This is a genomic window from Neobacillus sp. CF12 (genome assembly GCF_030348765.1).
Lineage (GTDB): Bacteria > Bacillota > Bacilli > Bacillales > Cytobacillaceae > Neobacillus.
The window spans coordinates 3,227,501-3,249,878 of sequence record NZ_JAUCEU010000007.1; the positions used below are offsets into that span (position 1 = coordinate 3,227,501).

At 40.3% G+C, this 22,378-nt stretch carries 17 protein-coding genes and 1 rRNA gene; 5 read left to right on the plus strand and 13 right to left on the minus strand.

Translation table 11 applies throughout. The features are described from left to right. Positions 1–175: 175 nt before the first annotated feature. Together QUG14_RS15410 and QUG14_RS15415 are read right to left on the minus strand one after the other, a co-directional pair. Positions 176–1,725 (minus strand): 16S ribosomal RNA (locus QUG14_RS15410). A 440-nt stretch (positions 1,726–2,165) separates the two neighbouring features. Beyond that, entirely contained in the window at positions 2,166–5,387 is a 3,222-nt protein-coding gene (locus tag QUG14_RS15415) for a DEAD/DEAH box helicase (protein WP_289341404.1), read from the minus strand. A gap of 214 nt (positions 5,388–5,601) precedes the next feature. Here QUG14_RS15415 and QUG14_RS15420 point away from each other — a divergent pair, with 214 nt between their 5' ends. Next, the gene (locus tag QUG14_RS15420; protein ID WP_289341405.1) at positions 5,602–6,501 is read left to right on the plus strand and encodes a DMT family transporter; all 900 of its coding nucleotides are present in this window, start codon (positions 5,602–5,604) and stop codon (positions 6,499–6,501) included. A gap of 70 nt (positions 6,502–6,571) precedes the next feature. Here the strand turns inward: QUG14_RS15420 and QUG14_RS15425 are convergent, their stop codons facing one another. The 5 genes from QUG14_RS15425 to QUG14_RS15445 form a co-directional block, all read right to left on the minus strand. Next, positions 6,572–7,270 carry a hypothetical protein gene (locus tag QUG14_RS15425; RefSeq protein WP_289341406.1) on the minus strand — a complete coding sequence of 233 codons (699 nt, stop codon included), beginning with the start codon at positions 7,268–7,270 and terminating at the stop codon, positions 6,572–6,574. Continuing rightward, the gene (locus tag QUG14_RS15430) at positions 7,270–8,007 is read right to left on the minus strand and encodes a hypothetical protein (RefSeq protein WP_289341407.1); all 738 of its coding nucleotides are present in this window, start codon (positions 8,005–8,007) and stop codon (positions 7,270–7,272) included. Before QUG14_RS15430 ends, QUG14_RS15425 begins: the two co-directional genes overlap by 1 nt. Beyond that, the gene (locus tag QUG14_RS15435) at positions 7,988–8,890 is read right to left on the minus strand and encodes an ATP-binding cassette domain-containing protein (protein WP_289341408.1); all 903 of its coding nucleotides are present in this window, start codon (positions 8,888–8,890) and stop codon (positions 7,988–7,990) included. Before QUG14_RS15435 ends, QUG14_RS15430 begins: the two co-directional genes overlap by 20 nt. Beyond that, the gene (locus QUG14_RS15440; RefSeq protein ID WP_289341409.1) at positions 8,887–9,267 is read right to left on the minus strand and encodes a GntR family transcriptional regulator; all 381 of its coding nucleotides are present in this window, start codon (positions 9,265–9,267) and stop codon (positions 8,887–8,889) included. The genes QUG14_RS15435 and QUG14_RS15440 overlap by 4 nt, the downstream gene beginning before the upstream one ends. Positions 9,268–9,428: 161 nt before the next feature. Then, positions 9,429–10,274 (minus strand): VOC family protein, encoded by an 846-nt coding sequence (locus tag QUG14_RS15445; RefSeq protein ID WP_289341410.1) that lies wholly within the window; start codon positions 10,272–10,274, stop codon positions 9,429–9,431. A gap of 249 nt (positions 10,275–10,523) precedes the next feature. Here QUG14_RS15445 and QUG14_RS15450 point away from each other — a divergent pair, with 249 nt between their 5' ends. The 4 genes from QUG14_RS15450 to QUG14_RS15465 all read left to right on the plus strand — a co-directional run bounded on the left by QUG14_RS15450 (position 10,524) and on the right by QUG14_RS15465 (position 14,207). Further along, positions 10,524–12,140, plus strand: a complete 1,617-nt coding sequence (locus QUG14_RS15450; RefSeq protein ID WP_289341411.1) for a PhoX family protein — start codon at positions 10,524–10,526, stop codon at positions 12,138–12,140. A 212-nt stretch (positions 12,141–12,352) separates the two neighbouring features. Continuing rightward, on the plus strand, positions 12,353–12,550 hold the full coding sequence (locus QUG14_RS15455; protein WP_289341412.1) for a twin-arginine translocase TatA/TatE family subunit: 198 nt from the start codon (positions 12,353–12,355) through the stop codon (positions 12,548–12,550). Positions 12,551–12,633: 83 nt separating this feature from the next. Next, complete coding sequence (tatC, locus tag QUG14_RS15460) at positions 12,634–13,341, plus strand: twin-arginine translocase subunit TatC (RefSeq protein ID WP_289344158.1); 708 nt, start codon at positions 12,634–12,636, stop codon at positions 13,339–13,341. A 77-nt stretch (positions 13,342–13,418) separates the two neighbouring features. Next, entirely contained in the window at positions 13,419–14,207 is a 789-nt protein-coding gene (locus tag QUG14_RS15465) for a metal-dependent hydrolase (RefSeq protein ID WP_289341413.1), read from the plus strand. Between the two features lie 132 nt (positions 14,208–14,339). Here the strand turns inward: QUG14_RS15465 and arfA are convergent, their stop codons facing one another. The 6 genes from arfA to QUG14_RS15495 all read right to left on the minus strand — a co-directional run bounded on the left by arfA (position 14,340) and on the right by QUG14_RS15495 (position 22,317). Next, the gene (arfA, locus tag QUG14_RS15470; protein ID WP_289341414.1) at positions 14,340–15,854 is read right to left on the minus strand and encodes an arabinosylfuranosidase ArfA; all 1,515 of its coding nucleotides are present in this window, start codon (positions 15,852–15,854) and stop codon (positions 14,340–14,342) included. Positions 15,855–16,477: 623 nt separating this feature from the next. Next, on the minus strand, positions 16,478–17,653 hold the full coding sequence (locus QUG14_RS15475; protein ID WP_289341415.1) for an amidohydrolase: 1,176 nt from the start codon (positions 17,651–17,653) through the stop codon (positions 16,478–16,480). Positions 17,654–17,655: 2 nt separating this feature from the next. Further along, the gene (locus tag QUG14_RS15480) at positions 17,656–18,909 is read right to left on the minus strand and encodes a Zn-dependent hydrolase (RefSeq protein WP_289341416.1); all 1,254 of its coding nucleotides are present in this window, start codon (positions 18,907–18,909) and stop codon (positions 17,656–17,658) included. Positions 18,910–18,927: 18 nt separating this feature from the next. Next, positions 18,928–20,133, minus strand: coding sequence for a hypothetical protein (locus QUG14_RS15485; protein WP_289341417.1), 1,206 nt, complete (start codon positions 20,131–20,133; stop codon positions 18,928–18,930). Positions 20,134–20,392: 259 nt separating this feature from the next. Next, the gene (locus QUG14_RS15490) at positions 20,393–21,016 is read right to left on the minus strand and encodes a histidine phosphatase family protein (RefSeq protein ID WP_289341418.1); all 624 of its coding nucleotides are present in this window, start codon (positions 21,014–21,016) and stop codon (positions 20,393–20,395) included. Between the two features lie 134 nt (positions 21,017–21,150). Next, complete coding sequence (locus QUG14_RS15495; protein ID WP_289341419.1) at positions 21,151–22,317, minus strand: TraB/GumN family protein; 1,167 nt, start codon at positions 22,315–22,317, stop codon at positions 21,151–21,153. Positions 22,318–22,378: the final 61 nt, after the last annotated feature.

Below are 22,378 nucleotides of genomic sequence, written 5' to 3' on the forward strand. Positions count from 1 at the left end.
TAAGCATCAGAGCTTAGCTTCTTGCTGCCTTGCGACGAGCTGAGGGATTACTTCCTCGAACTACTGCGGCGCAGGAGCAAAAAAAATAAAGCCTTGAGAGAATTGCTCCCTCAAAACTAAACAAACAAGTAACAGTCAACTTCTTATCAGTCCACAGGGACTGCATTATCCTTAGAAAGGAGGTGATCCAGCCGCACCTTCCGATACGGCTACCTTGTTACGACTTCACCCCAATCATCTGTCCCACCTTAGGCGGCTGGCTCCTTACGGTTACCCCACCGACTTCGGGTGTTACAAACTCTCGTGGTGTGACGGGCGGTGTGTACAAGGCCCGGGAACGTATTCACCGCGGCATGCTGATCCGCGATTACTAGCGATTCCGGCTTCATGTAGGCGAGTTGCAGCCTACAATCCGAACTGAGAATGGTTTTATGGGATTGGCTAAACCTCGCGGTCTTGCAGCCCTTTGTACCATCCATTGTAGCACGTGTGTAGCCCAGGTCATAAGGGGCATGATGATTTGACGTCATCCCCACCTTCCTCCGGTTTGTCACCGGCAGTCTCCTTAGAGTGCCCAACTGAATGCTGGCAACTAAGAACAAGGGTTGCGCTCGTTGCGGGACTTAACCCAACATCTCACGACACGAGCTGACGACAACCATGCACCACCTGTCACTCTGTTCCCCGAAGGGAAAAGTCCTATCTCTAGGAGTGTCAGAGGATGTCAAGACCTGGTAAGGTTCTTCGCGTTGCTTCGAATTAAACCACATGCTCCACCGCTTGTGCGGGCCCCCGTCAATTCCTTTGAGTTTCAGCCTTGCGGCCGTACTCCCCAGGCGGAGTGCTTAATGCGTTAGCTGCAGCACTAAAGGGCGGAAACCCTCTAACACTTAGCACTCATCGTTTACGGCGTGGACTACCAGGGTATCTAATCCTGTTTGCTCCCCACGCTTTCGCGCCTCAGCGTCAGTTACAGACCAGAAAGCCGCCTTCGCCACTGGTGTTCCTCCACATCTCTACGCATTTCACCGCTACACGTGGAATTCCGCTTTCCTCTTCTGTACTCAAGTCCCCCAGTTTCCAATGACCCTCCACGGTTGAGCCGTGGGCTTTCACATCAGACTTAAAGGACCGCCTGCGCGCGCTTTACGCCCAATAATTCCGGACAACGCTTGCCACCTACGTATTACCGCGGCTGCTGGCACGTAGTTAGCCGTGGCTTTCTGGTTAGGTACCGTCAAGGTACCGGCAGTTACTCCGATACTTGTTCTTCCCTAACAACAGAGCTTTACGACCCGAAGGCCTTCATCGCTCACGCGGCGTTGCTCCGTCAGACTTTCGTCCATTGCGGAAGATTCCCTACTGCTGCCTCCCGTAGGAGTCTGGGCCGTGTCTCAGTCCCAGTGTGGCCGATCACCCTCTCAGGTCGGCTACGCATCGTCGCCTTGGTGAGCCATTACCTCACCAACTAGCTAATGCGCCGCGGGCCCATCTGTAAGTGTCAGCGTGAACCGACTTTCAGCTTTTCCACATGAGAGGAAAAGGATTATCCGGTATTAGCTCCGGTTTCCCGAAGTTATCCCAGTCTTACAGGCAGGTTGCCCACGTGTTACTCACCCGTCCGCCGCTAACCTTCAGGAGCAAGCTCCTAAAGATTCGCTCGACTTGCATGTATTAGGCACGCCGCCAGCGTTCGTCCTGAGCCAGGATCAAACTCTCCAAGAAAGTTGATATAGCTCATTTGTTACGTTGGCTTAGCTTTTATAAAAAGCTAAAAAAATTGTTTGTTGACGTTCTTGTTTGTTTAGTTTTCAAAGAGCAATGTTTTAACAACAGGAATTATTGTAACATTTCCTGTATGTCGGTGTCAATTACTTTTTCAAAATATCTTTTTCGTAATTGGCAACAAAAATTAGTTTACTTTATTTCAAAAATAAAGTCAATCTTTTTTTACACATTCATTTAAGAAATAACTTGTCATTGAATGTCCCCATCAGGGAATTACTATATTACTATGATACCTAGGAAGAGTCAATACATTTATTACAGTTTTTTAGTGAAGAGCGTATTTGCTCAAAACTAATCAAACGTTTGATTAGTGTTTCTTCATACGTCTAGATGAATTTAATCAAACGTTGATTAGTATCAATACCTTACTATATTTCTTATATCATCAATATCTCTCGGATATCTTCTTCTGTTAGCGAAGAGGTTCCTTTATCTTTTGAATCAATAATTTCCTCTATTAATTCTCTCTTTTTTTCCTGCAGTTCATTCATTTTTTCTTCAATGGTGCCTCGCGCAACCAATTTAATGACTTGCACGATATTTGTTTGCCCCATCCGGTGAGCCCTGTCTGCTGCTTGTTCTTCTACCGCCGGATTCCACCATAGATCATAGAGGATAACAGTGTCTGCACCCGTTAAATTCAGACCCGTTCCTCCTGCCTTCAAGGAAATTAGAAAAAGGTTACGTTCACCTTCATTAAAGCGGTTTGTGAGTGCTAGCCGTTCTTCTGATGGAGTTTGTCCATCCAGATAGAAGAACGGCAACTCTTGCATAGCCATTTCTCTTCCGATCAGCTGGAGCATTTTTGTAAATTGCGAAAAAATTAAAACTCTTCTTCCTGCGAGTTTTGATTCCTCAATAATCCGTAGTAATTGCTCAAATTTCGCAGAACTTCCCTTGTATCCATCAACGAATAGGCTTGGATGGCAGCAGATTTGTCTCAGCCTCGTCAAGCCTGCCAGGATTCTGATTTTATTTTTTCGAAGTGTGTCCTTATCCAAATGTTTTAGCGTGTCATGTCTTAGTTTTGCTAAATATGCTGCGTAGAGTTTCTTCTGTTCTGGAAGTAACTCTACTAAGTCAATAGATTCAATTTTTTCAGGAAGCTCTGACAAGACTTCCTCCTTCAACCTTCGCAGTAAAAATGGACGGACTCTTCTTGCAATCTGCTTTCTTGTTAAGTGGCTATATTCCTTCAGCCCTTGGAAGAGTTTAGGAAATACCACATGGAAGATGGACCACAACTCTTCCAAAGAATTTTCCACTGGAGTACCTGTTAGAGCAAAACGGTAATCCGCCTGTATTTTCTTAACTGTTCTCGCTGTTTGCGTGATAGGATTTTTAAAAGCCTGCGCTTCATCAAAAAACACGGTGTGATAGGTTTGTTTCTCGTACCAGACAATATCCTTTCGCAACAAAGGATAAGAGGTAATAACAATATCTGAATCAGCAGCTAGTTTTTGTTTCGCTGTCCGCTCGCCCTTTTTTCCATCCAGGATGACAGCATGCACTCCCGGAGCGAATTTATTAATTTCACTAAGCCAGTTATAGGTTAATGATGAGGGACAGACAATCAGAATCGGAAGTTTATTTTTACGAACAAGTGGAAGTTCTGAAAGGATATAGGTAATACTTTGAAGGGTTTTTCCTAGTCCCATATCATCTGCAAGAATTCCTCCAAATCCATAACTGGCAAGAGTTTTCATCCATTTGTAGCCATGAACCTGATAGCCTCTTAAAATTGGTGCCACTAATTCTGGTACCTCAAACTGCATACAGCTTGGATTATAGATGGTATCCAAAAACTTACGGAACGACTCTTCAATTGTAAATGTGGTATCATCTTCAACTGAGTCAAGTAGTTTAATCCCCCGAATGATGGGAAGATTTAATCCTGCTTCGAGATCCTCCGCCTGGACAGGTGCGGCATTTAGAAAACGTTGGATTTCTTCAAATTCTCGTGTCTCCAATGAAAGCAGCGCCCCGTTCCGCAATCGATAATATTTCCTTTTTTCCTGAAGAGCGGATAAAACCTCTTTTATCTGTCTCTGCGGGATGCCGTCCATATCAAATTTAAATTCCAGCCAATTTGTTCGCTCTTTTTTTACCTTAACCCTAATCTTTGGAAATGCGCTTTCTTTAAAGATCCGGTTTCTTACAGCTGTTGTTGCATAAATTTGTACAAGCTTTTGCAACTTAGGAACAACATGATATAAAAACTCATACTCTAACTCTTCGTTATGTAAAAAGTATCCGCTGTCTGTAGTGGCAAAAGAACTTTCCTCCATCAACTGGAGTATCTGGTTTTCCTTTTCTACATCCCTAATAAGAATGGGACCTTTCTGTAATTCTCGGCCTTCCAAAGGGTTAATTACGATATTTTCGTACTGAAACTCCAGGCCCGCTACCAGTCGATTTTTCAAACGATCCAAATAAAGTTTTGCAACTAACGGCGTCTTTTTGTAACGGTTCGTTAAATTTTGTGGCAATTCAACCTCACCGAGTTTCTTTAAACCTGGGACTACACTCTCTAGAAAATAATCAATTTGTTCATTCGGAATTTCTATTTGATTTGTTTTTGATTCCTCTAACATTTCTTTAAGTTCCGCTAGTCTTCGGGAATCTGTTTCTTCAAGCCTAATAAACTTACCCTTATATAGAACAAAGTGATAAGAATCTAAAACCGTTAAATGATTCAACCCTTTAATCCTCAGATGAAAGCCCTGACCCATGGAAGGTGCAAAGACAAACTGTAGAGGCAGAATTTTTTCCGTTAGAACCAGACCTTCAAACGTCTCCCCCTCATTTTCAACTTTCACGAGGGGTGCTTTTGTCAGTAGAACCAAGAGTCTTTCCCATGAAGATGGCGGAATGAGTAACTGACTAGGGCTGAACATATCATCTAACCCGTTTACCATTGTACTTATATACATTTTTTCATCTTGCTGCACATGAAAAAGTTGTTGAATCACATCATCGGTTTCTTTTTGAAAACAATGTTCATTTGGGTTAAAGGTGAAAGTGTCGGAAAGGACGCCTTGTTTCCCTACTTTTATCTGTGCTAAAAAATGGCGTATATTCACCACTTTAACGTTTCCTATCTCTAATTCTATTCCTAACAGGGTCTTGCCCTTCTCAACATTTACTGGCTTACATAGAAAATTCACTTCAAGAACTTGTCTATTCTCAAAATGAAGTTGATGACCGCTTTTTCGCTTCGGCTGCTCTGTGAAAAGGGTCAGCAAACCAGTTGTCAATGCCTGTTTGGTTGAAGAATCAACACCTTCAGCACTTCTTACAGTCGGTAATGTTCCTTGCTGTTGATATTCATAAATAGTAAGCAAAACGGCAGCAATATGCTGACAATCATTTTTGACGGATGCGAGGGTTGGACAACTGCATGAGGTTCTTAGTCCACCGCTTTCTTCTATATTCAATGTGACATAGAAATCTTCCGTTCCTTTAACGGTTGCCTCACATCGATCATCACTATAATAATCAAACGTTACTTTCCCTGCTCTATAAAAAGAATCCCCTCGTTTAAAGGAGACGGTACCGCACATTTCCTTAATCTGTTTCTGGCTTAAAGTAATCTTCAAATGTTCCGCTCCTCTCCGGGTATCTTTATTACTTAATACGAAGGTGACATTTCACACTGTCCATTCCACACGGACAGTGTCCACGAGCGGTGCCTGTCACTCATACTGTTGTCACCCATACTGTCACCCATACACCATTATATCAAAACTTTTTAGTGATTGACGGCACATGGCACCTGGTTTATCGTTGTGTATGGATAGGAGGATGAGGAAGTTGGCAAAGTTATATGGGGCTTTATTTACTCTTAGTTTGATTTGGGGGACGTCCTTTTTATTTATTAAGCTCTTAGTTGAGCCGCTCGGAGCCTGGGGAGTCGTTTTTGGACGATGTTTATTCGGGACAGTTATTCTTTTATTAATTATGGCATTTCGAAAGGAATGGAAGGGTTTCAAAGGGTTGCCGTTCGGAATGATTGTTCTTGTTTCACTCTTAAATAATGCCATTCCTTGGTTTTTAATTGCGCTAAGTGAGACGAAGATTACGAGCAGTTATGCCTCATTGATAAATGCTACAACCCCGATATGGACCATGATTATCGGTTTTCTTTTCTTCCATAATCGATTACGGTTGTTTCAGTGGTTTGGAATTGCACTTGGATTTATTGGTATTATCATACTGTCCGGAGTTGATGTTACGAACATTAAAGATCAGTCCATTGTTGGTTTATTGACGATGGTTGGGGCTACGCTATGTTATGGTTTTTCAACACATTTTACGAAGAAATACCTATCAACAATTGGTGTGACTATGATTTCCCTCAGTACACTAATTGTTTCTGCAATTATTAGTTTCATTATGGTACTTATTACAGATCGAACCATTTTTACAATGATGCTGGAACCATCCATTTTTGGGGCATTAGTTGGTCTTGGCGTTTTCGGGTCTGGCTTAGCATATCTTTTATATTATTATTGTATTCAAAAAGGAAGTCCTGAATTTGCTTCCTTGGTCACGTATTTGGTTCCAATTTCCGCCATGCTCTGGGGTGCGTTTATTCTTAATGAAGTCATCCATCTGTCCATGCTAACTGGGTTTATTTTAATAATAGGTGGAGTGTATGTATCTTCAAGAAAGCCAAAAGAAAAGAATATTCCAATGAGTAAAACTGCTTAATAGTAAAATATCCGCAATAAATAAGCCTACTCCCTATATAAAAAGGAGTAGGCTTTTGTTTTATTACTACTTATTCTACAAATTGATAATTTATATTGGAGTTATCGATCAATTTAAGGTCCTTCGGTATTTTTAGGTAAAGGATGCTAGTTCCACCGTAAAACCTGGTTGAGTGCCTGAACGGTTTCTCTCCTGTGAATTGGTTGACTGTAAATGCCTGTTGAAACTGGGAGAATTTAAGTTTGACTTTTTCTGGATTCATGATGGTTAATGTATTTTCATTTAGTTCGATGCGCAGCGGGTTTTCTAGTTCAGTGATTTCCATGTTATTTACGCCTGAACGTGTTTTATAATGAAGTGCTTCAATTTTACCATCATTCGTCGGTTTTCTCTCTACAATTACTGCAGAATTAATAAGTTCATCGTTTTCGGTTGCAATATTAAGTTCTTGCTCCTCAAACCTGAGACTCCATGTCTTATTAATGAATTTATCGTCTATCTTAGCGGTATTTCCCTCAATCGCTGCTTCATATAACTCCGTGCTTTCTTTGTCTAAGTCATGACTATTACTTATGATTTTGTAGGTTACTTTTTCATCAGGAAGTAAGGGACTCACACCTGTACAAATAAGGAGGATAGCAACATAACCGCCCAGCATCCAACGTATCCGGCTTCCCAGAAGGATTTTTTTCACCCTGCCACTTCTCATAAATCTTACAATAGCGAAGATAATAATGAAGATTATTAGAAAAGGTACAAGAAAAGTCATTACCTCACCTCCATTCTATTTGACAATGCTATGGAACTAGAAAAAAGCAAAGCTACAACGATGAGTACCTTCAAAACAAATAGTAAAATGGATGGTTCGGTAAATATAAATTGATATACGCTTTCCACCCATTCAAAGCCCATACTTCCCACTCCGAGGATTCCAGCACCGATAATAATTCCTGGAATCAATACCACAAATACTTTACTTATTTGAACGAGTGTTCCAAAAAAATACCCGAGCCCGGAAAAGAGTAGGATGTAAAAAATAGTTGAACTGTAACCAATTATTATTTCTGATAGTGAATGATTTGCCGAAATATATCCATGGCCGCCAAAGAAGTACATGATAATTCTCATTAATGAGGTTGATAGCATCGCCGTAATTCCACCAACGATACTTGCTGTTAGTAAAAATAGCACGTTTGAAAGATTACTGCTTAATCGATTAGTTACAAACGCAAAATCATCATTTTTATACGCGGTTGTTGTAATCAGAATCGCTGTAATAAAAGCCCATAGTATCGTAAAAATAATAACCATATCTGCAGAATAAAACTGAACATCAATTTCAATACTCTCACTGCTCGAACCCATCATTCCAACACCATTAAAAGAGAAAAATACCGCTAATAACTGGATAAAAATGAGCGAAATATAAACTTGTTTATACGCCATTAATTTATAAGAATATTGCTTTTTAACAATCTCCAGCAAACTAGTCTTGGATAAAGACATCGTCGATTCCCCCTTTTGTTTTACTTGTTAAGTACACACACACATCACTAGAGGATACTGGCGTTAGGGTGAGACCAGATGTCTTGGCTTGTTGAACTTCAGTCTCAGATAGGGTATTTCTTACAACCGCAAATGTACGGTCTAATCCGATATTCTTCGAATGAATGACCTCTTTGTTCTCTGTACATTCATTCACGTCTTCTGTCAATCCTTGAATGCCAATTGCCCATTCTTTTAGTTCTCCTATCGGCATATGCAGATGTTCTCTTCCATCTTTTAAGAGCAGGATATCCTCTAATAAATCCTCAATTTCATTTAGGTGGTGACTTGAAAGTAAAATGGTTCGGGGATAAGCGATATAATCTTTAAGCAAGGCACGATAAAAGTCTTTGCGGACGGCCGCATCCATACCAGTAGTTGGTTCATCAAACATCGTTAATGCACAGCGAGCCGATAATCCTACTATCATATTAAATGTACTTTTCATACCTTTTGAGAGATCATTGTAATAGTGGGTTGATTGAAAAGAAAAATAGTCAAAAAGGCGGCTAGCGAGCTCATGATTCCAATTTTCATAAAAAGTTGCTGATACATTTAGTATTTCTTTCAATGTTAATGCTGTTGGGAAATTCATTTGGTCATTAATATAAATGACATTGGCCGAGACCGTAAGATTGTTAAATGGCATTCTTGAAAAAACCTTTATTTCTCCTGAAGTCTCCCTTAAGAAACCGGCAATGATTTTTAGCAGCGTCGTTTTCCCCGCACCATTACGACCTATCAAACCTGTAATCTTATTTTCTTCAATTGTAAAAGATAAACGATTTAACGCTGTCGTTCTTCCATAAACTTTCGTTAATCCGTTGCACTCAATAACACTCATTCCCCTACCTCCCCTGTTTTAACATCTTTTATCATCTGAATTAGGTCCTCTTTGCTCACATTCAACCGATCTGCTTCCATGACAATATCAATGACTAGCTTTTTTAAGGTTTGATTTTTCCGTTTGTTGATGATATTTTCCTTCGCGGTTGGTGAAACAAACATTCCAAGTCCACGTTTTTTATACAAAATATTTTCATCTGCCAAAAGAGTTAAGCCCTTTGCTGCGGTTGCTGGATTAATCGTAAACAACTCTGCGAGCTGGTATTGCGAGTAAATTTTTTGGTCACTGCCAAAATTCCCGTTCAAAATCTCTCTCTCCAGCCATTCTGCGATTTGCAAATAAATAGGCTGACTTCCGTCCATATTAAGAATCAAACCCTTTTCCTCCTTCCTAATATAGTACATTACTGTTGTAATGTACTATATCACAACTTTCAAAATTATGACAGCTGAATTTTGGATATTTTTCCATTTTCTCAAAATAAAAAAGCCTGATTCCCTGTAACTTTAAAAGGAATAAGGCTTAAATATAGATGCTATAGTACCAATCGTATTTGATTTCCTGACGGATCGCTTACTACGTAATACTCTGTTTCTTTTTGCACTGACGACCCTAGCTGTTGTAGTTGTTGAAGCGTTTTTTCCCTGGTTGCTTCATCCGGAAAAACGAGCGTATACCAATTAAGTCCCACACTATTTTGAGGTGGAGTAGGCGCCCCCACTCCCTGCCACGTATTAATGGCAATATGATGGTGGTATCGTCCTGTTGATAAAAAGACCGCTTGTGGATAATGGCTGACAATCTCAAAACCGAGCCCCTTTGTGTAAAATTCTTCTGCTTTCTGTAAATCTCCAACATGAAGATGAATGTGTCCCATAACCGTCCCAGAAGGTAATCCCTTCCATTCCGCATCACTTTCTGCCAGGATACTATTCCCATCCAGTTCCTCGGTCACCATATCCACCAAACCATTTTTCCAAGTCCACTCCTTTGAAGGACGATCTCGGTATACCTCTATCCCATTCCCATCCGGATCAGTAATATAGAGCGCCTCACTAACATAATGATCAGCCGCACCAAGCCCGTAACCTGTTCCAAGGAAATGGCGTAAAAAGACAGATAAGTCCGCACGACTTGGCAGCAAAATAGCAAAGTGATAAAGCCCTGACATTCGTCCTTCTTTGGGAATTACATTTTCCGGCTGCTCAAGAGTCACTAATGGTGTTTTCCCATCTGTTGATAATGCAGCCTTCCGATCTGTTTTTTCTAAAACTTGAAAACCAATAATATTTTGATAAAAAGTTAGCGCCTTTTCTAAATCTTTCACTTTAAGATTAACTTCGCCCACATAAATATTTGGTTTCTGATGAAAACCTTCCATTGCTTATTTCCCTCCATTCATTGCTTATTATTTAATTACCGTTCAAAAGAAATTCACGCCATAGTTTACATTCTACTACATACGTAACAAAACTTAACTTTTTGACCGCCAGTAACAATATTTACAGATAATTAAAAAAGTTTATTCTTTCTTAACAAATCTTTACACTCCCTTAATTAACATTCCGTTTTGGACTGCCTATAATCATAAGGGAAAGTTACTTAATCACCTAAAGGGGAGAATGATTATATGGATCGCCGTTTATTTTTAACCTATGTTGGAAGTAGTACTGCAGCACTAGTTGCAGCATCATCTGGAATTGGGGCATTAACAGGTAATGCAATGACTGGGAACCATTTAATGAATGGACAGCCATCTGGAAAGGGCAACTCACTTACATCACCTTTTAAACCAATTAGTCGAACCTGGGAAAACGATGTGGTACTCCCTAAAGGGTACAACTACTCCATTATCGCTTCTTATGGTGATGTGATTAACTCAAAGGGTGAAAAATTTGGGGATGCTGCTGACCTTACTGTTTATTTTCCAATTGATAGTTTAAAAGGTGGAAACAATTCCGAAGAAGGCTTGATTTGGGTAAATCACGAGTTCCCTGAACCCGAAAACTATATGAAAATGTTAGGAATCAATCAATCTACTTTTAAAAAGGAAAATCTAGCAAGCTATCCGGAGCTTCTTAAAATGGAAAAAGAAGCTGTCGGCGGTTCTGTCATTCACGTTAAAAAAGAAAAAGACGGATGGAAGCTTGTTGTAAACGATACATATAATCGCCGTGTCGATGGAAATACTCCGATTGAATTAACGGGTCCAGCACGTGGAAGTAGTGCTGTAAAAGGTGCAACGAAAGTGTTTGGCTCTTTAGGAAACTGCAGCGGCGGACGTACACTTTGGAATACAGCTTTATCCTGTGAAGAAAACACAGAATATGGCGATGATTATGGCTGGCCTAATTTTACGGATGAACATTACGGCTGGGTTGTCGAGGTCGATCCCTTTGATCCAAAAAGACCTGTCCGAAAGCATACTGCCCTAGGTCGTTTTTCTCATGAAAATACTGCAATGGGTTTAACCAATGACGGTCGTGTTGTTGTTTATATGGGTGATGATAAAAGTGATGCATGTTTCTATAAATTTATCAGCAGTAAGAAATTCAATCCTGCCAATCGCGAAGCCAATTTCGATATCTTAGAAAGTGGAACTTTATATGTGGCAAGTATGAGCCAACAAAAATGGATTGCCCTTGATCATGCAACGAATTCTACTCTGCAAAGCAAATATGTTGATCAGGCTGCAGTTTTAACAGATGCACGCACTGCAGGTATTGCTGTCGGCGGTACGAAATTAGACCGTCCAGAAGATGTGGAAATTCATCCTCACGATGGATCAGTTTTCTTAGCGTTAACAAACAACACTGGTCACGGTAATTTCCATGGTCAAATTGTTCGATTTGCACCTGCAAACGGCGACCATGCAAGTGAATCCTTCACGTTTGAAGTATTTGTTGCCGGCGGACAGCAAAGCGGGATTACCTGCCCGGACAATCTTCACTTTGACAGCAAAGGGAACCTATGGGTTGTGGAAGATTTTGGTGCAACAGAAACAAACCAGTATGCTGCTTATAAAAACTGTGGTGTATTCATGATTCCAACTGATGGTAAACAATACGGGGAACCTTTCCAATTTGCCTCAGGTCCAAAAGGCAGTGAACTTACAGGTCCATGGTTAACGCCAGACGAAAAAACTTTATTCTTAGATGTGCAGCATCCAAGTACATGGAATCAACATCCCGGACAAACATTTGGCCGTTCTTGTTTGATTGCTGTACAAGGTGGAAGCTTTAAATAACCATCTGGAAGGAGCAATTCTCATCATGTTCGTTTGTTCAAACCACGTAAGGGATGCCTTGAGGCTTATGTTTGTTCCTCATATTAAATTAATTGCAGAGGAAGAGAGCTTTCGATGTCATCTTTGTAAAAATAAGGCCAAATATAAGCTATTTCATTACGCCCATCTAAGGAATAGACCAAAGAAAGTTATATAAAGGAGGGATTTTTACAATGCTACAAAACATAGGTATTCCAGGCTTAATACTTGTCCTTGTGATCGCACTAATCATTTTCGGACCATCAAAACTACCGGAACTAGGCCGTGCTGTTGGCTCAACCTTAAAGGAATTTAAAAAATCAACCCGCGATTTGGTCTCGGATGATTCCACCGATAAAGTACAGTCCAAAAAGGAAGAAAAAACAATTTAAACGTTTATCTAAGGAAGATGCGAGCAGCTGGTTTGTGCTTGCATCTTTTTTAAGGAGGGAAACCGTTGTCGAAACCACAAGATATGGATTTAATCGGTCATTTTGAAGAATTACGCAAACGGCTTATTATTACACTAGGCACCTTCATGGTTTTGCTGATTTTAGCCTTTCTCTATGTTGAGGATATTTATCAATGGCTTGTACGAGATTTAGAGGTTAAATTGGCTATTCTAGGACCAAGCGATATTTTATGGGTATATTTATTGCTATCCTGCGTCATCGCAATTTCAGGAACTATACCCATGGCTGCCTATCAAATCTGGTTGTTTGTCCGTCCAGCATTGAAGGAAATGGAAAGGAAAGTCACACTTGCCTATATTCCAGCATTATTCCTCCTTTTTATCATAGGAATTAGCTTCGGATATTTCGTCATTTTCCCGATTGTCTTTCAATTCCTTCTCTCCTTGTCGGAGGATATGTTCATGACTTTCTTTACCACAGAGAAGTATTTTCAGTTCCTGCTTCATATGACCTTGCCTTTTGGATTCTTATTTGAACTTCCTGTTGTGATCATGTTCCTGACCAGTCTTGGAGTACTGAACCCATATCGATTGCAAAAGATTAGAAAATACTCCTATTTTGTTCTTATCGTAACAGCTGTTTTAATCACGCCTCCGGATTTACTATCAGATATTTTGGTAATCATCCCACTTATCTTTTTATATGAGTGTAGTGTTTTGTTATCGAAGGTGGTTTATAGACGAAAACAAAGATTCGAAGTTGCCGCTTGAGTTCTAGTTCTTATTCTCTAGTGTTCCTAATAGAATGGTTTATGACTTCTATATAAATAGGTAAAGGGGATGTTTTTATGAAGATTCAACGGCTTGGACATGCTATGTACATTTTAACGAGTGGTGAAGGGAAAAATTATTTAATCGACCCTTTTTTTGATATGAATCCTGGTTTTCCCAAGGAGTTAAACATAGCTAGTTTCTATCAATCTATCGATTGTGTTTTTCTAACACACGGTCATTTTGATCATACAAGCGGTTTGTCAAAAATCGTGGAGCACAAACCGGAGATCATGATTGTTGCTCAATATGAACTAGCATTAATACTTCTCCAACAAGGCATTAAAAATGTCCTTCCGATTAATATTGGCGGTTCGGTATCGTTTGATGATGTAACCGTAACAATGGTTCAGGCAAGGCATTCTTCCTCCTATGGAGAAACAACAGGTACTCCGGTATATGCCGGGGAGTCAGCGGGATATGTGTTTGATTTTAAAAACGACTATACTCTCTATCATTCAGGTGATACCGCCTTAATGGCAGATATGAAACTGATCCAAGATGTTTATCAGCCTGAAATTGCCATTCTCTCTTCATCCGGACACTTTACCATGGGACCAAAAGAAGCTGCCTATGCTGTTAGGAATCTATTAAATGTAAAATATGTAATCCCTAGCCACACCTTCCCAACAACTGAAACAGCAGCCTCACCAGAATCATTAGCACAATTATTGGCGGCCTTCCCAATAGTAGAATTTATGATCGATAGAGACAACGAATTAAAAGAACTACTAAAAGATTATAAAAAAACCATCGTCATCCCCTTAGCATATGGAGAAGAAAGAGAGTTTCAGTTAAAAGACTAAAAATGGCTGCTATAGATAAAAGGGATACTGCCAGAGGCAGTATCCCTTTTATCTATAGTAACTGTCCGCCTGAGGTGGACAGTGTCCACGAGTGGTGACAGGCACCGAGTTGGTCATCTGGAATGAGCGATATTAGTTACGCTTCGCCAGGCGGATTACATTCCAAGATAACTGAGGTAATACTGCGGTAACTCCGTCATTTTCAGTTTTTGCATTACCATTTGAATGTGGGGCAACTGGTGTACCTTTAGCAGAGTTCGTTTGTTTTAGATTGCCATCATTTTCAAGAACAATATGCTCTACTACTTCATAACCTTCAAAGTTCCGGATATCCACAGCCAGTTCTAACCCTTCTTCCAAATGACGGTTTACAGCAAAGATTGTTAATGTTTCATGCTCTTCATTGTAAACAGCCGTAGACTCTAGATAAGGAACGTCCGTGAAATCCTTACTATCATACTTAGGGCTTGATACGATTGGATTTAAAGAAACGCCGCGTCCATACACAGAAGTATGCATATATGGATAAAAAGTAGTTTGCTTCCAAGCTGGTCCATTGTCTTCTGTCATAATTGGTGCAATGACATTGACCAATTGGGCCAGGCAGGCAATTTTCACACGGTCTGCATGCTTTAATAAGGTAATGAGCATACATCCAACCAATAAAGCGTCTTCAAAGTTATAAACATCTTCTAATTGAGGTGGTGCAACACTCCATGGCTCAATTTTCTTATCTGCCTCATTGCTGTGATACCAAACGTTCCATTCATCAAAGCTGAGGTTGATTTTCTTTTTACCGCGTTTTTTCGCTTTAATATAGTCGGCAATTGAAATAACCGATTTAATAAAGTCATCCATTTCTAGAGACAATGCTAAATAATTTGAAATATCATTGTCACGGTTACCGTAATACTGGTGTAGCGAAATGAATTCTACATGATCATAGGTATGATCAAGAACAGTTGCTTCCCAGTCAGCAAAGGTCGGCATATTGCGGCTTGAACTTCCACATGCAACAAGCTCGATTGTAGGATCTACCCACTTCATTACTTTCGCAGCTTCTTGAGCCAGACGGCCATATTCCGCAGCTGTTTTGTGCCCGATTTGCCATGGACCATCCATTTCATTACCAAGACACCAGGTTTTAATTTTGTATGGGTCCTTTACGCCATGAGAAATACGAAGATCACTATAATAAGAACCGCAGGGATGGTTGCAATATTCTACTAGATTTCTAGCAGCGTCAATACCACGGGTTCCTAGGTTAACAGCCATATTTACGTCCGCATTGATTAACTGTGCCCATTTCATGAACTCGTTGGTGCCCATTTCGTTGGTTTCTGTTGTACGCCAAGCTAAATCTAAACGGCGCGGACGGCTTTCTACTGGCCCTACACCATCCTCCCAGTTATATCCGGAAACAAAGTTACCACCCGGATAGCGGACAAGCGGAACTTGAATTTCCTTAACCATTTCAATAACATCTTGGCGGAATCCATTTTCATCGGCTTGCGGATGTTCTGGATCATAAATGCCGCCATATACTGCACGGCCTAAATGTTCTATGAAAGAACCATAGATTCGATTATCAATTTCAGAGATTTTAAAGTCTTTTTCTAAAATCATTTTTGCTATATTTTTGCCCATGTTCCCTGTCCCTTCTTTCTATCAGATAGAGTTTGCAAAACCAACGGCTTCGTTTCTATAAAACTATGAGTAATTAACTAATCTTTTCCCATTTTGCTTTCCTGCAAATGGAAATCTCCTGTTTTAAAACTTGGCACCAATTCGGACTATACATCCGCTATGAGCATAAGTGGTTAATAGGATAGGAAGGATTACATCACTATCACACTCAGGTTAATATTAAACACTTTAATTTATAAGCAAGTAGGTCATCCGTACAAGAATCATAATTATTTGAGAAATTGCTATCTATCACACCTATAAATTATTGGTGTTGTACACAACCTCAGAACTTGTACGTATAACTTTATACCCTAATTTTACCACCACTCCATACTTTTTCAAGAGACTTGACTATATATTTAAAAAATTCTATACATACAAGTTGACCCTTTTTCCCAATGTAATCCTTCCACTTATGTACGTTCATGCTGTAATAGTTTTCAAGAAGAAACGCACAGCATAAAAAGGATACCACCAACGGCAGTATCCTTTGTTATTCGTAACTTTTACGTATATTTAGCAACTGTCCGCCTGAGGCGGACAGTGTCCACGAGCGGTGACAGGCACCGAGTTGCTCACCATTATTCATTTAAGAATGCCCAAGCATATTGCGCGTAGAGTTCTGCTCCTGTTGCGAGGGCGTCTTCGTCGATGTTGAATTTGCCGTGGTGGTGGGCCCATTCTGTGTCTTTTACCCGATTTCCGCTGCCGACTAGGGCAAAGCTGCCTGGTGCATGGTCGAGGTATTCACTGAAGTCTTCGCCGCCCATGGTTGGTTTTTCGTTATAGACCACATCATCCCCAAACGCATCTGCGGCAACTTTTTGAACTAGGTTTGCACTGTATTCATCGTTAATTACCGCTTTGGTTCCACGGATATATTCCACCTTTGCGGTTGCACCGTATATCGCAGCTACCTGGTCAGCGTAATGCTGGAGCTGCGTTTCAATATGGTCCCTCGTTTCAGGGTGGAAACAGCGGACGGTCCCTTCAATTACTGCATTTTCAGCTATTACATTGAATCTGGTACCAACGACCATCTTTCCAATCGTCAGAACGGCAGGATGTTGAGCATCAACAGTTCTTGATACAACAGTTTGTACATTCATGACGAAGGATGACGCTACGATCGCAGCATCAATACATGCATGCGGCATGGCTCCATGTCCGCCTCTGCCCTTGAACGTGACTCTAAATAAATCTGCTGAAGCAAAGGACGGTCCAGGGGTACACGAAACTTTGTGCGTTGGCATTTGAGACCAAATGTGGATACCAAAGACGTTATCCACTCCTTCCATTGCACCTTGTTTCACCAATGCTTTTGCTCCTTCTGCTACTTCTTCTGCCGGCTGGAATAATAGTCGCACATTACCCGGCAATTCTTCCTTTATATCATTAAGCGCTTTGGCGGCAATTAATAGCATGGCTGTATGGGCATCATGGCCGCAGGCATGCATTTTCCCTTCCTCTTTAGAGGCATATTCTAAATCCTTATTCAGTTCCTCCACCTGCAATGCATCCATGTCTCCACGTAAGGCAACCGTTTTACCCGGCTTGCCCCCTTGAATTTCCGCTATAACACCTGTGGGTTCGGTTTTTCGATAGGAGATACCTAATTGATCAAGGTATTTACATACAAATTCAGTAGTTTTGTATTCCTCCCAGGATACTTCTGGTTCGGAGTGAAGCGTTCTCCGTAACCGTGTGAGTTCTTCACTATATGTTTGAATGGCTTCTTTTATTTTTGCATGTATCATGCTTATTCCGCCTCCGTTAACTTTTTGGCTGCTTCATATAGTACCTGAACAGCATTTGCTATATGACTTGAGTCGGACCATTCTTCCGGACAATGGCTTAACCCACCTTTACTCGGAATAAACAGCATACCTACATTCGTAAAATCAGAAAAGACCATAGCATCGTGACCTGCGCCGCTGTTGATCGAACACTTCGGAATACCTAGCTCACTGCTCTTTCTTTTTAACAAAGAGACAATATCCTTGTCCATCTCTTTTGGTTGTATATATAAAAGCTGCTCAACACTTACTTCAATACCTTGCTTACTATAAAAATCCGCTAAGTCTTTCACTTTTTGGATAACATTCAAAACATTGTCTTCCTTGCCTGAACGGATGTCCACTGTAAAAACTGCCATATTAGGAATGACATTCGCTCCATTCGGGAATACATTTAATCGTCCAGTAGTAACAACTGTGCCTTCCCCTTCTGATTCGGCAAGGTCTGGGAATTGTGCAATCATCTTAGCTGCAGTGACTAATGCATCGGCTCTACGATCCATCGGAGTGGTACCAGCATGTCCGGCTTGCCCCTTTACCGATACTTCTAATTGAGTCAAACCAACAATTGCTTCAACGACTCCAATGGGGATACCTTTTTCTTCAAGGATTGGTCCTTGTTCAATATGCATTTCCAGGTATGCCTTCATGGTTTTTGGATCTCTTTTTTTCGAAAGCGAAGGGTCAAGACCAATTTTCTTCATGGCATCGACAGCATATACGCCATCTTTATCTTTTAAACGATTAAAACCTTCACCATCTAATAATCCTACAATTCCACGTGATCCCATCAGTCCGCCGCCAAATCTTGACCCTTCCTCTTCAACAAGAGCAATCACTTCTAAAGGATATTTTGGTGTTAATTTGTTCTCCGCAAATAGTGCTGCAACTTCAAGTCCTGCCACAACTCCCGCTGGTCCATCATAGGAGCCGCCATTTGGAACGGAATCAAAATGGGAACCAATAAGAACACTTGGAGCATCCTTTAATGTACCTTCAAGCTTTCCAAAAATATTACCAAATCCATCTTCCCGAACAATTAAACCGTATTCTTCCATTTTCCTTTTTATATATTGGCGTGCCTGCAAATCCTCCGTACTATAGGTAAGCCGGGTAGTACCTTTGCCCGGTGTAGCGGTAAAGGTACTCAATGTATCAATATGGCTTTCAATTCTAACCTGTACGTGTTCTATATTTACTTCTACTTTTGTTTCCATATACTCCAATCCCTTTCCTTACAAGAATCCTACGAAGATACCAGCTAGTACAACAGACACAATGGTAACGGTGATGAATCCTCCGACAAGCATTGGGGGCAGCATGTTGCTGGTCAGCATTTCTCTTTCTTTTTCATCTTCTGTTAAGGATTTAATAACTTCGTTTGTAATAATGTAATCAGCTGGAAAGCCATATAAGGCAGTTAGTGAAACCGCAAACGCCATTTCTTTACTTACTTTTAAAATCTTTCCGGCAATGAATGAGAAGATATACATTCCGATTACACCTAATACAATGGTTCCGACAAGTGGATAAATGATTTCAAGCATCATGCTTGGTGTCGCTTGTTTTAATCCGTCAAAGATGAACAGCATAAGCGCCATGATGGCAAATCCAAAACCGTTTGCTTTTTGTAAAACCTGCTTTTCAAGGAATCCAACACTAGTAGCAATAACCCCGAATAATAAGCAAAGTACAAACGGGCTGACTGCAACAACCGGTGCTAATAGCGTTGAAGTTTGATAGGCTAAGAATGCGACCAATGACAGCCTTAAAAACTTAAAGAAATCTGTATTATATTTTTCCGGCATATTTTTAAAAAGTTTTAACTCAGGCTTTGCAACCGCTGACGCAGCTGCGACTTCAGCTGCAGCTTTCCCTTGTGCTTTTTCCGCAAGTTGTCCGCTGCGATATTGTTGTAGTAGTCTTTTCCCTTCTTTTTTCAAAACAATAGAAGTAATCGGATACCCTGCAAATCCCTGCATTACATAAATAACGATGGCAAATACAGATAATGATGCAAGTCCTGCTTCCTTTGCTCCTTCGGACATAATCAAGGCCGATACAACTCCACCGACTAATGGCGGAATGGCTACAACAATTGTTTCAAAACCAAAAATGAATGTTCCTATTCCAAATAGAAATGCGATGATTCCTAAAATACCTGATAGAGCAATTACAATCGTTTTCCACTGATTCTTCAATTCTTGAATTGATAGTAAAGTTCCCATATTCGTAATTAATAGATACATCATCATCGTGGCAACAACTGGTGGTACACCAGCAAGTGCTACGATATCCTGCGGGAAGAAAGTCCAATATCCTAATAAGAATAAGACAGCGCAAACGAATATTGAAGGTACCCATGCTTTGGTTCGAACTGCAACTAAATCTCCGATAAATAAAATCGCCATAAGAATGACTAACGCTAACATCTGTGACATATGAGTCCCTTCCTTCTTGGATGAATTTACTAATCTTTCGTAATCCGAAAGATTAAAGTTATTACTAGAATAATAATATAATTATAATTTTCAGTCAATTTAAATAATTGGAAATTTTCAAGTAATCGTTTTCATTGCTTTTGTTACCTATAAAAATTAACATTTTGCTATTCTAGACAAAGATTATTTTTTTCTACGCTATTATTTGAACAAAAAAAAGAACACCCCCAATCAAATAATTGAGGGTGCCTTTGTGGTATTACTCGACGATTGGAACAAAAATTTTCTCGTACTGATAATCTCCATCTACTTCATTAATTTTTATAACCGAAGCATTTTCCACTGGTTTAAAATTCTTTAAGTCCTCTATTGGCCAATTCATCAAAAAGGTTAACAACATATGAATAAAAGCAGCATGCGTAACAATGACAACATCCTCATACCGTTGCTGCTGTTTCACTCGTTCAACCACTGTATTCATGAACATGGTAGCTCGTAAGTATACATCTGCTAATGATTCACCGTTCTGGAAGCGAAAGTAAAATTGACCTGCTGCTTTGAATTCCTTTTTCTTTTCAGGCGTGCGGTCTGTAAAGTCATAAAGATTGCCAAGCTCCCATTCTCTAATTAATGGATTTTCGTAAAATGGAACTCCTTCTGGCAGTGCCGAATGAATCGCTTGAGCTGTTTGCATTGTCCGTAAATAAGGCGAACTGTACAAGACCGCCTTTGGAGAGACGATATTTTTAAAAAACTCAGCCGTTACTTGTGCTTGTTTCTGTCCGAGCTCCGTTAAACTATGCTGCGAATCATGGGTATGCGCCATCACTGTTTTATCAACATTATGCTCTGCTTCACCATGACGGATGAGATAAATATTCAACCATATCCAACCCCTTCTACTAGTTTATTACTTCTATTCTACTTCAGACAACTGCCACATCACCTAGTAAACGTTCGACAACATTTTTACATCCGTACTAAAAATGGCACCTTCCTTTTTGGAAGGTACCACTTTTACAAATTATTAAGGAATGTACGTATAACATCTGCTCCGCCAATAAAGGTTCCAAATGAACCTCCAATATTAGTAAGGATGATAACCAGCAGGACTCTTGTAAATTTATTACGCCAAAAGCCTTTAAGTGAGAAAACATCTTCTGATAAGTTTTCAAAGTCTGCCACACTTGGACGTTTGATATAAGCTTGTACAATTCCCGATACCCATCCTGCAGCAAGTAAAGGATGTAAAGTGGTGATGGGCGCCGCCAAAAAGGCGGATAAAATCGCAAGTGGATGTCCGAATGCAGCAGCTGCTCCTAATGCTGCTGTGATTCCAGTCCAAAGGATCCAGCTAATGGCTTGATCCATCCCAGCTGCTGGATTGAGAAAAAAGGTAACCGCAATTAGCGCAACAATCAGCGCAGGGATCAACCAACCGATTATTTGCGGTGTTTTAGATTTTGGTTTAGTTTTCGTTAAAGCTTCCAAATCCTGGTCATTGTGAATTTCCTTTGTGATTCCCGGAACATGTGCCGCCCCAAGAACGGCCACGACCTTCTCCCCAGGTGCTTCTTTAATTTTTTGAGCTAAGTATTGATCACGTTCATCAATTAAAGGTTTTTTTAATCTAGGAAACGCTTCTGAAATTTCAGCAAGCGAAGCATTCAATGTATCTTGAGTCTTCATTTTCTCAAGTTCTTCTTCTGAAATGGTATCTTTATTGAAAATACTATAGATAATCGACGTGAGCAGCTGGGCTTTTCCCCAGACACCTACATTACCCCAAATACGTGAGAACGTAATTTGGATATTACGATCTGCTAAAACAAGCTCAGCCCCTATTTCTTTTGCTGATTCAATCCCTTGGATCATTTCTTGCCCTGGTTTTGTATCAAATTGCTTGGCTAAGCGGTTTTGAAAAGATGAAATGGCGAGATTCATGATTAATAATGTAGCTTTCTTTTCTTTAATAACCTTGAAGATATCCATTTCTCTCCATTTGTTGCCGTCCATAATCGACTTGTAGCGTTGATCATCCAATTCGATACAAACAGAATCAGGACGTTCTCTGTCAATGACCTCTTTTACCTGCTCCACGCTTAGTTTGGAAACATGAGCTGTACCAATTAATATGACTTCTTTGCCGTCCAGTTGAATTCGGGTTATATTTTCTTCCGTCATAATCTACTTCCTTCATAAAAAAATATACTAATACAAATATATATACCTTTATAATGAAGTA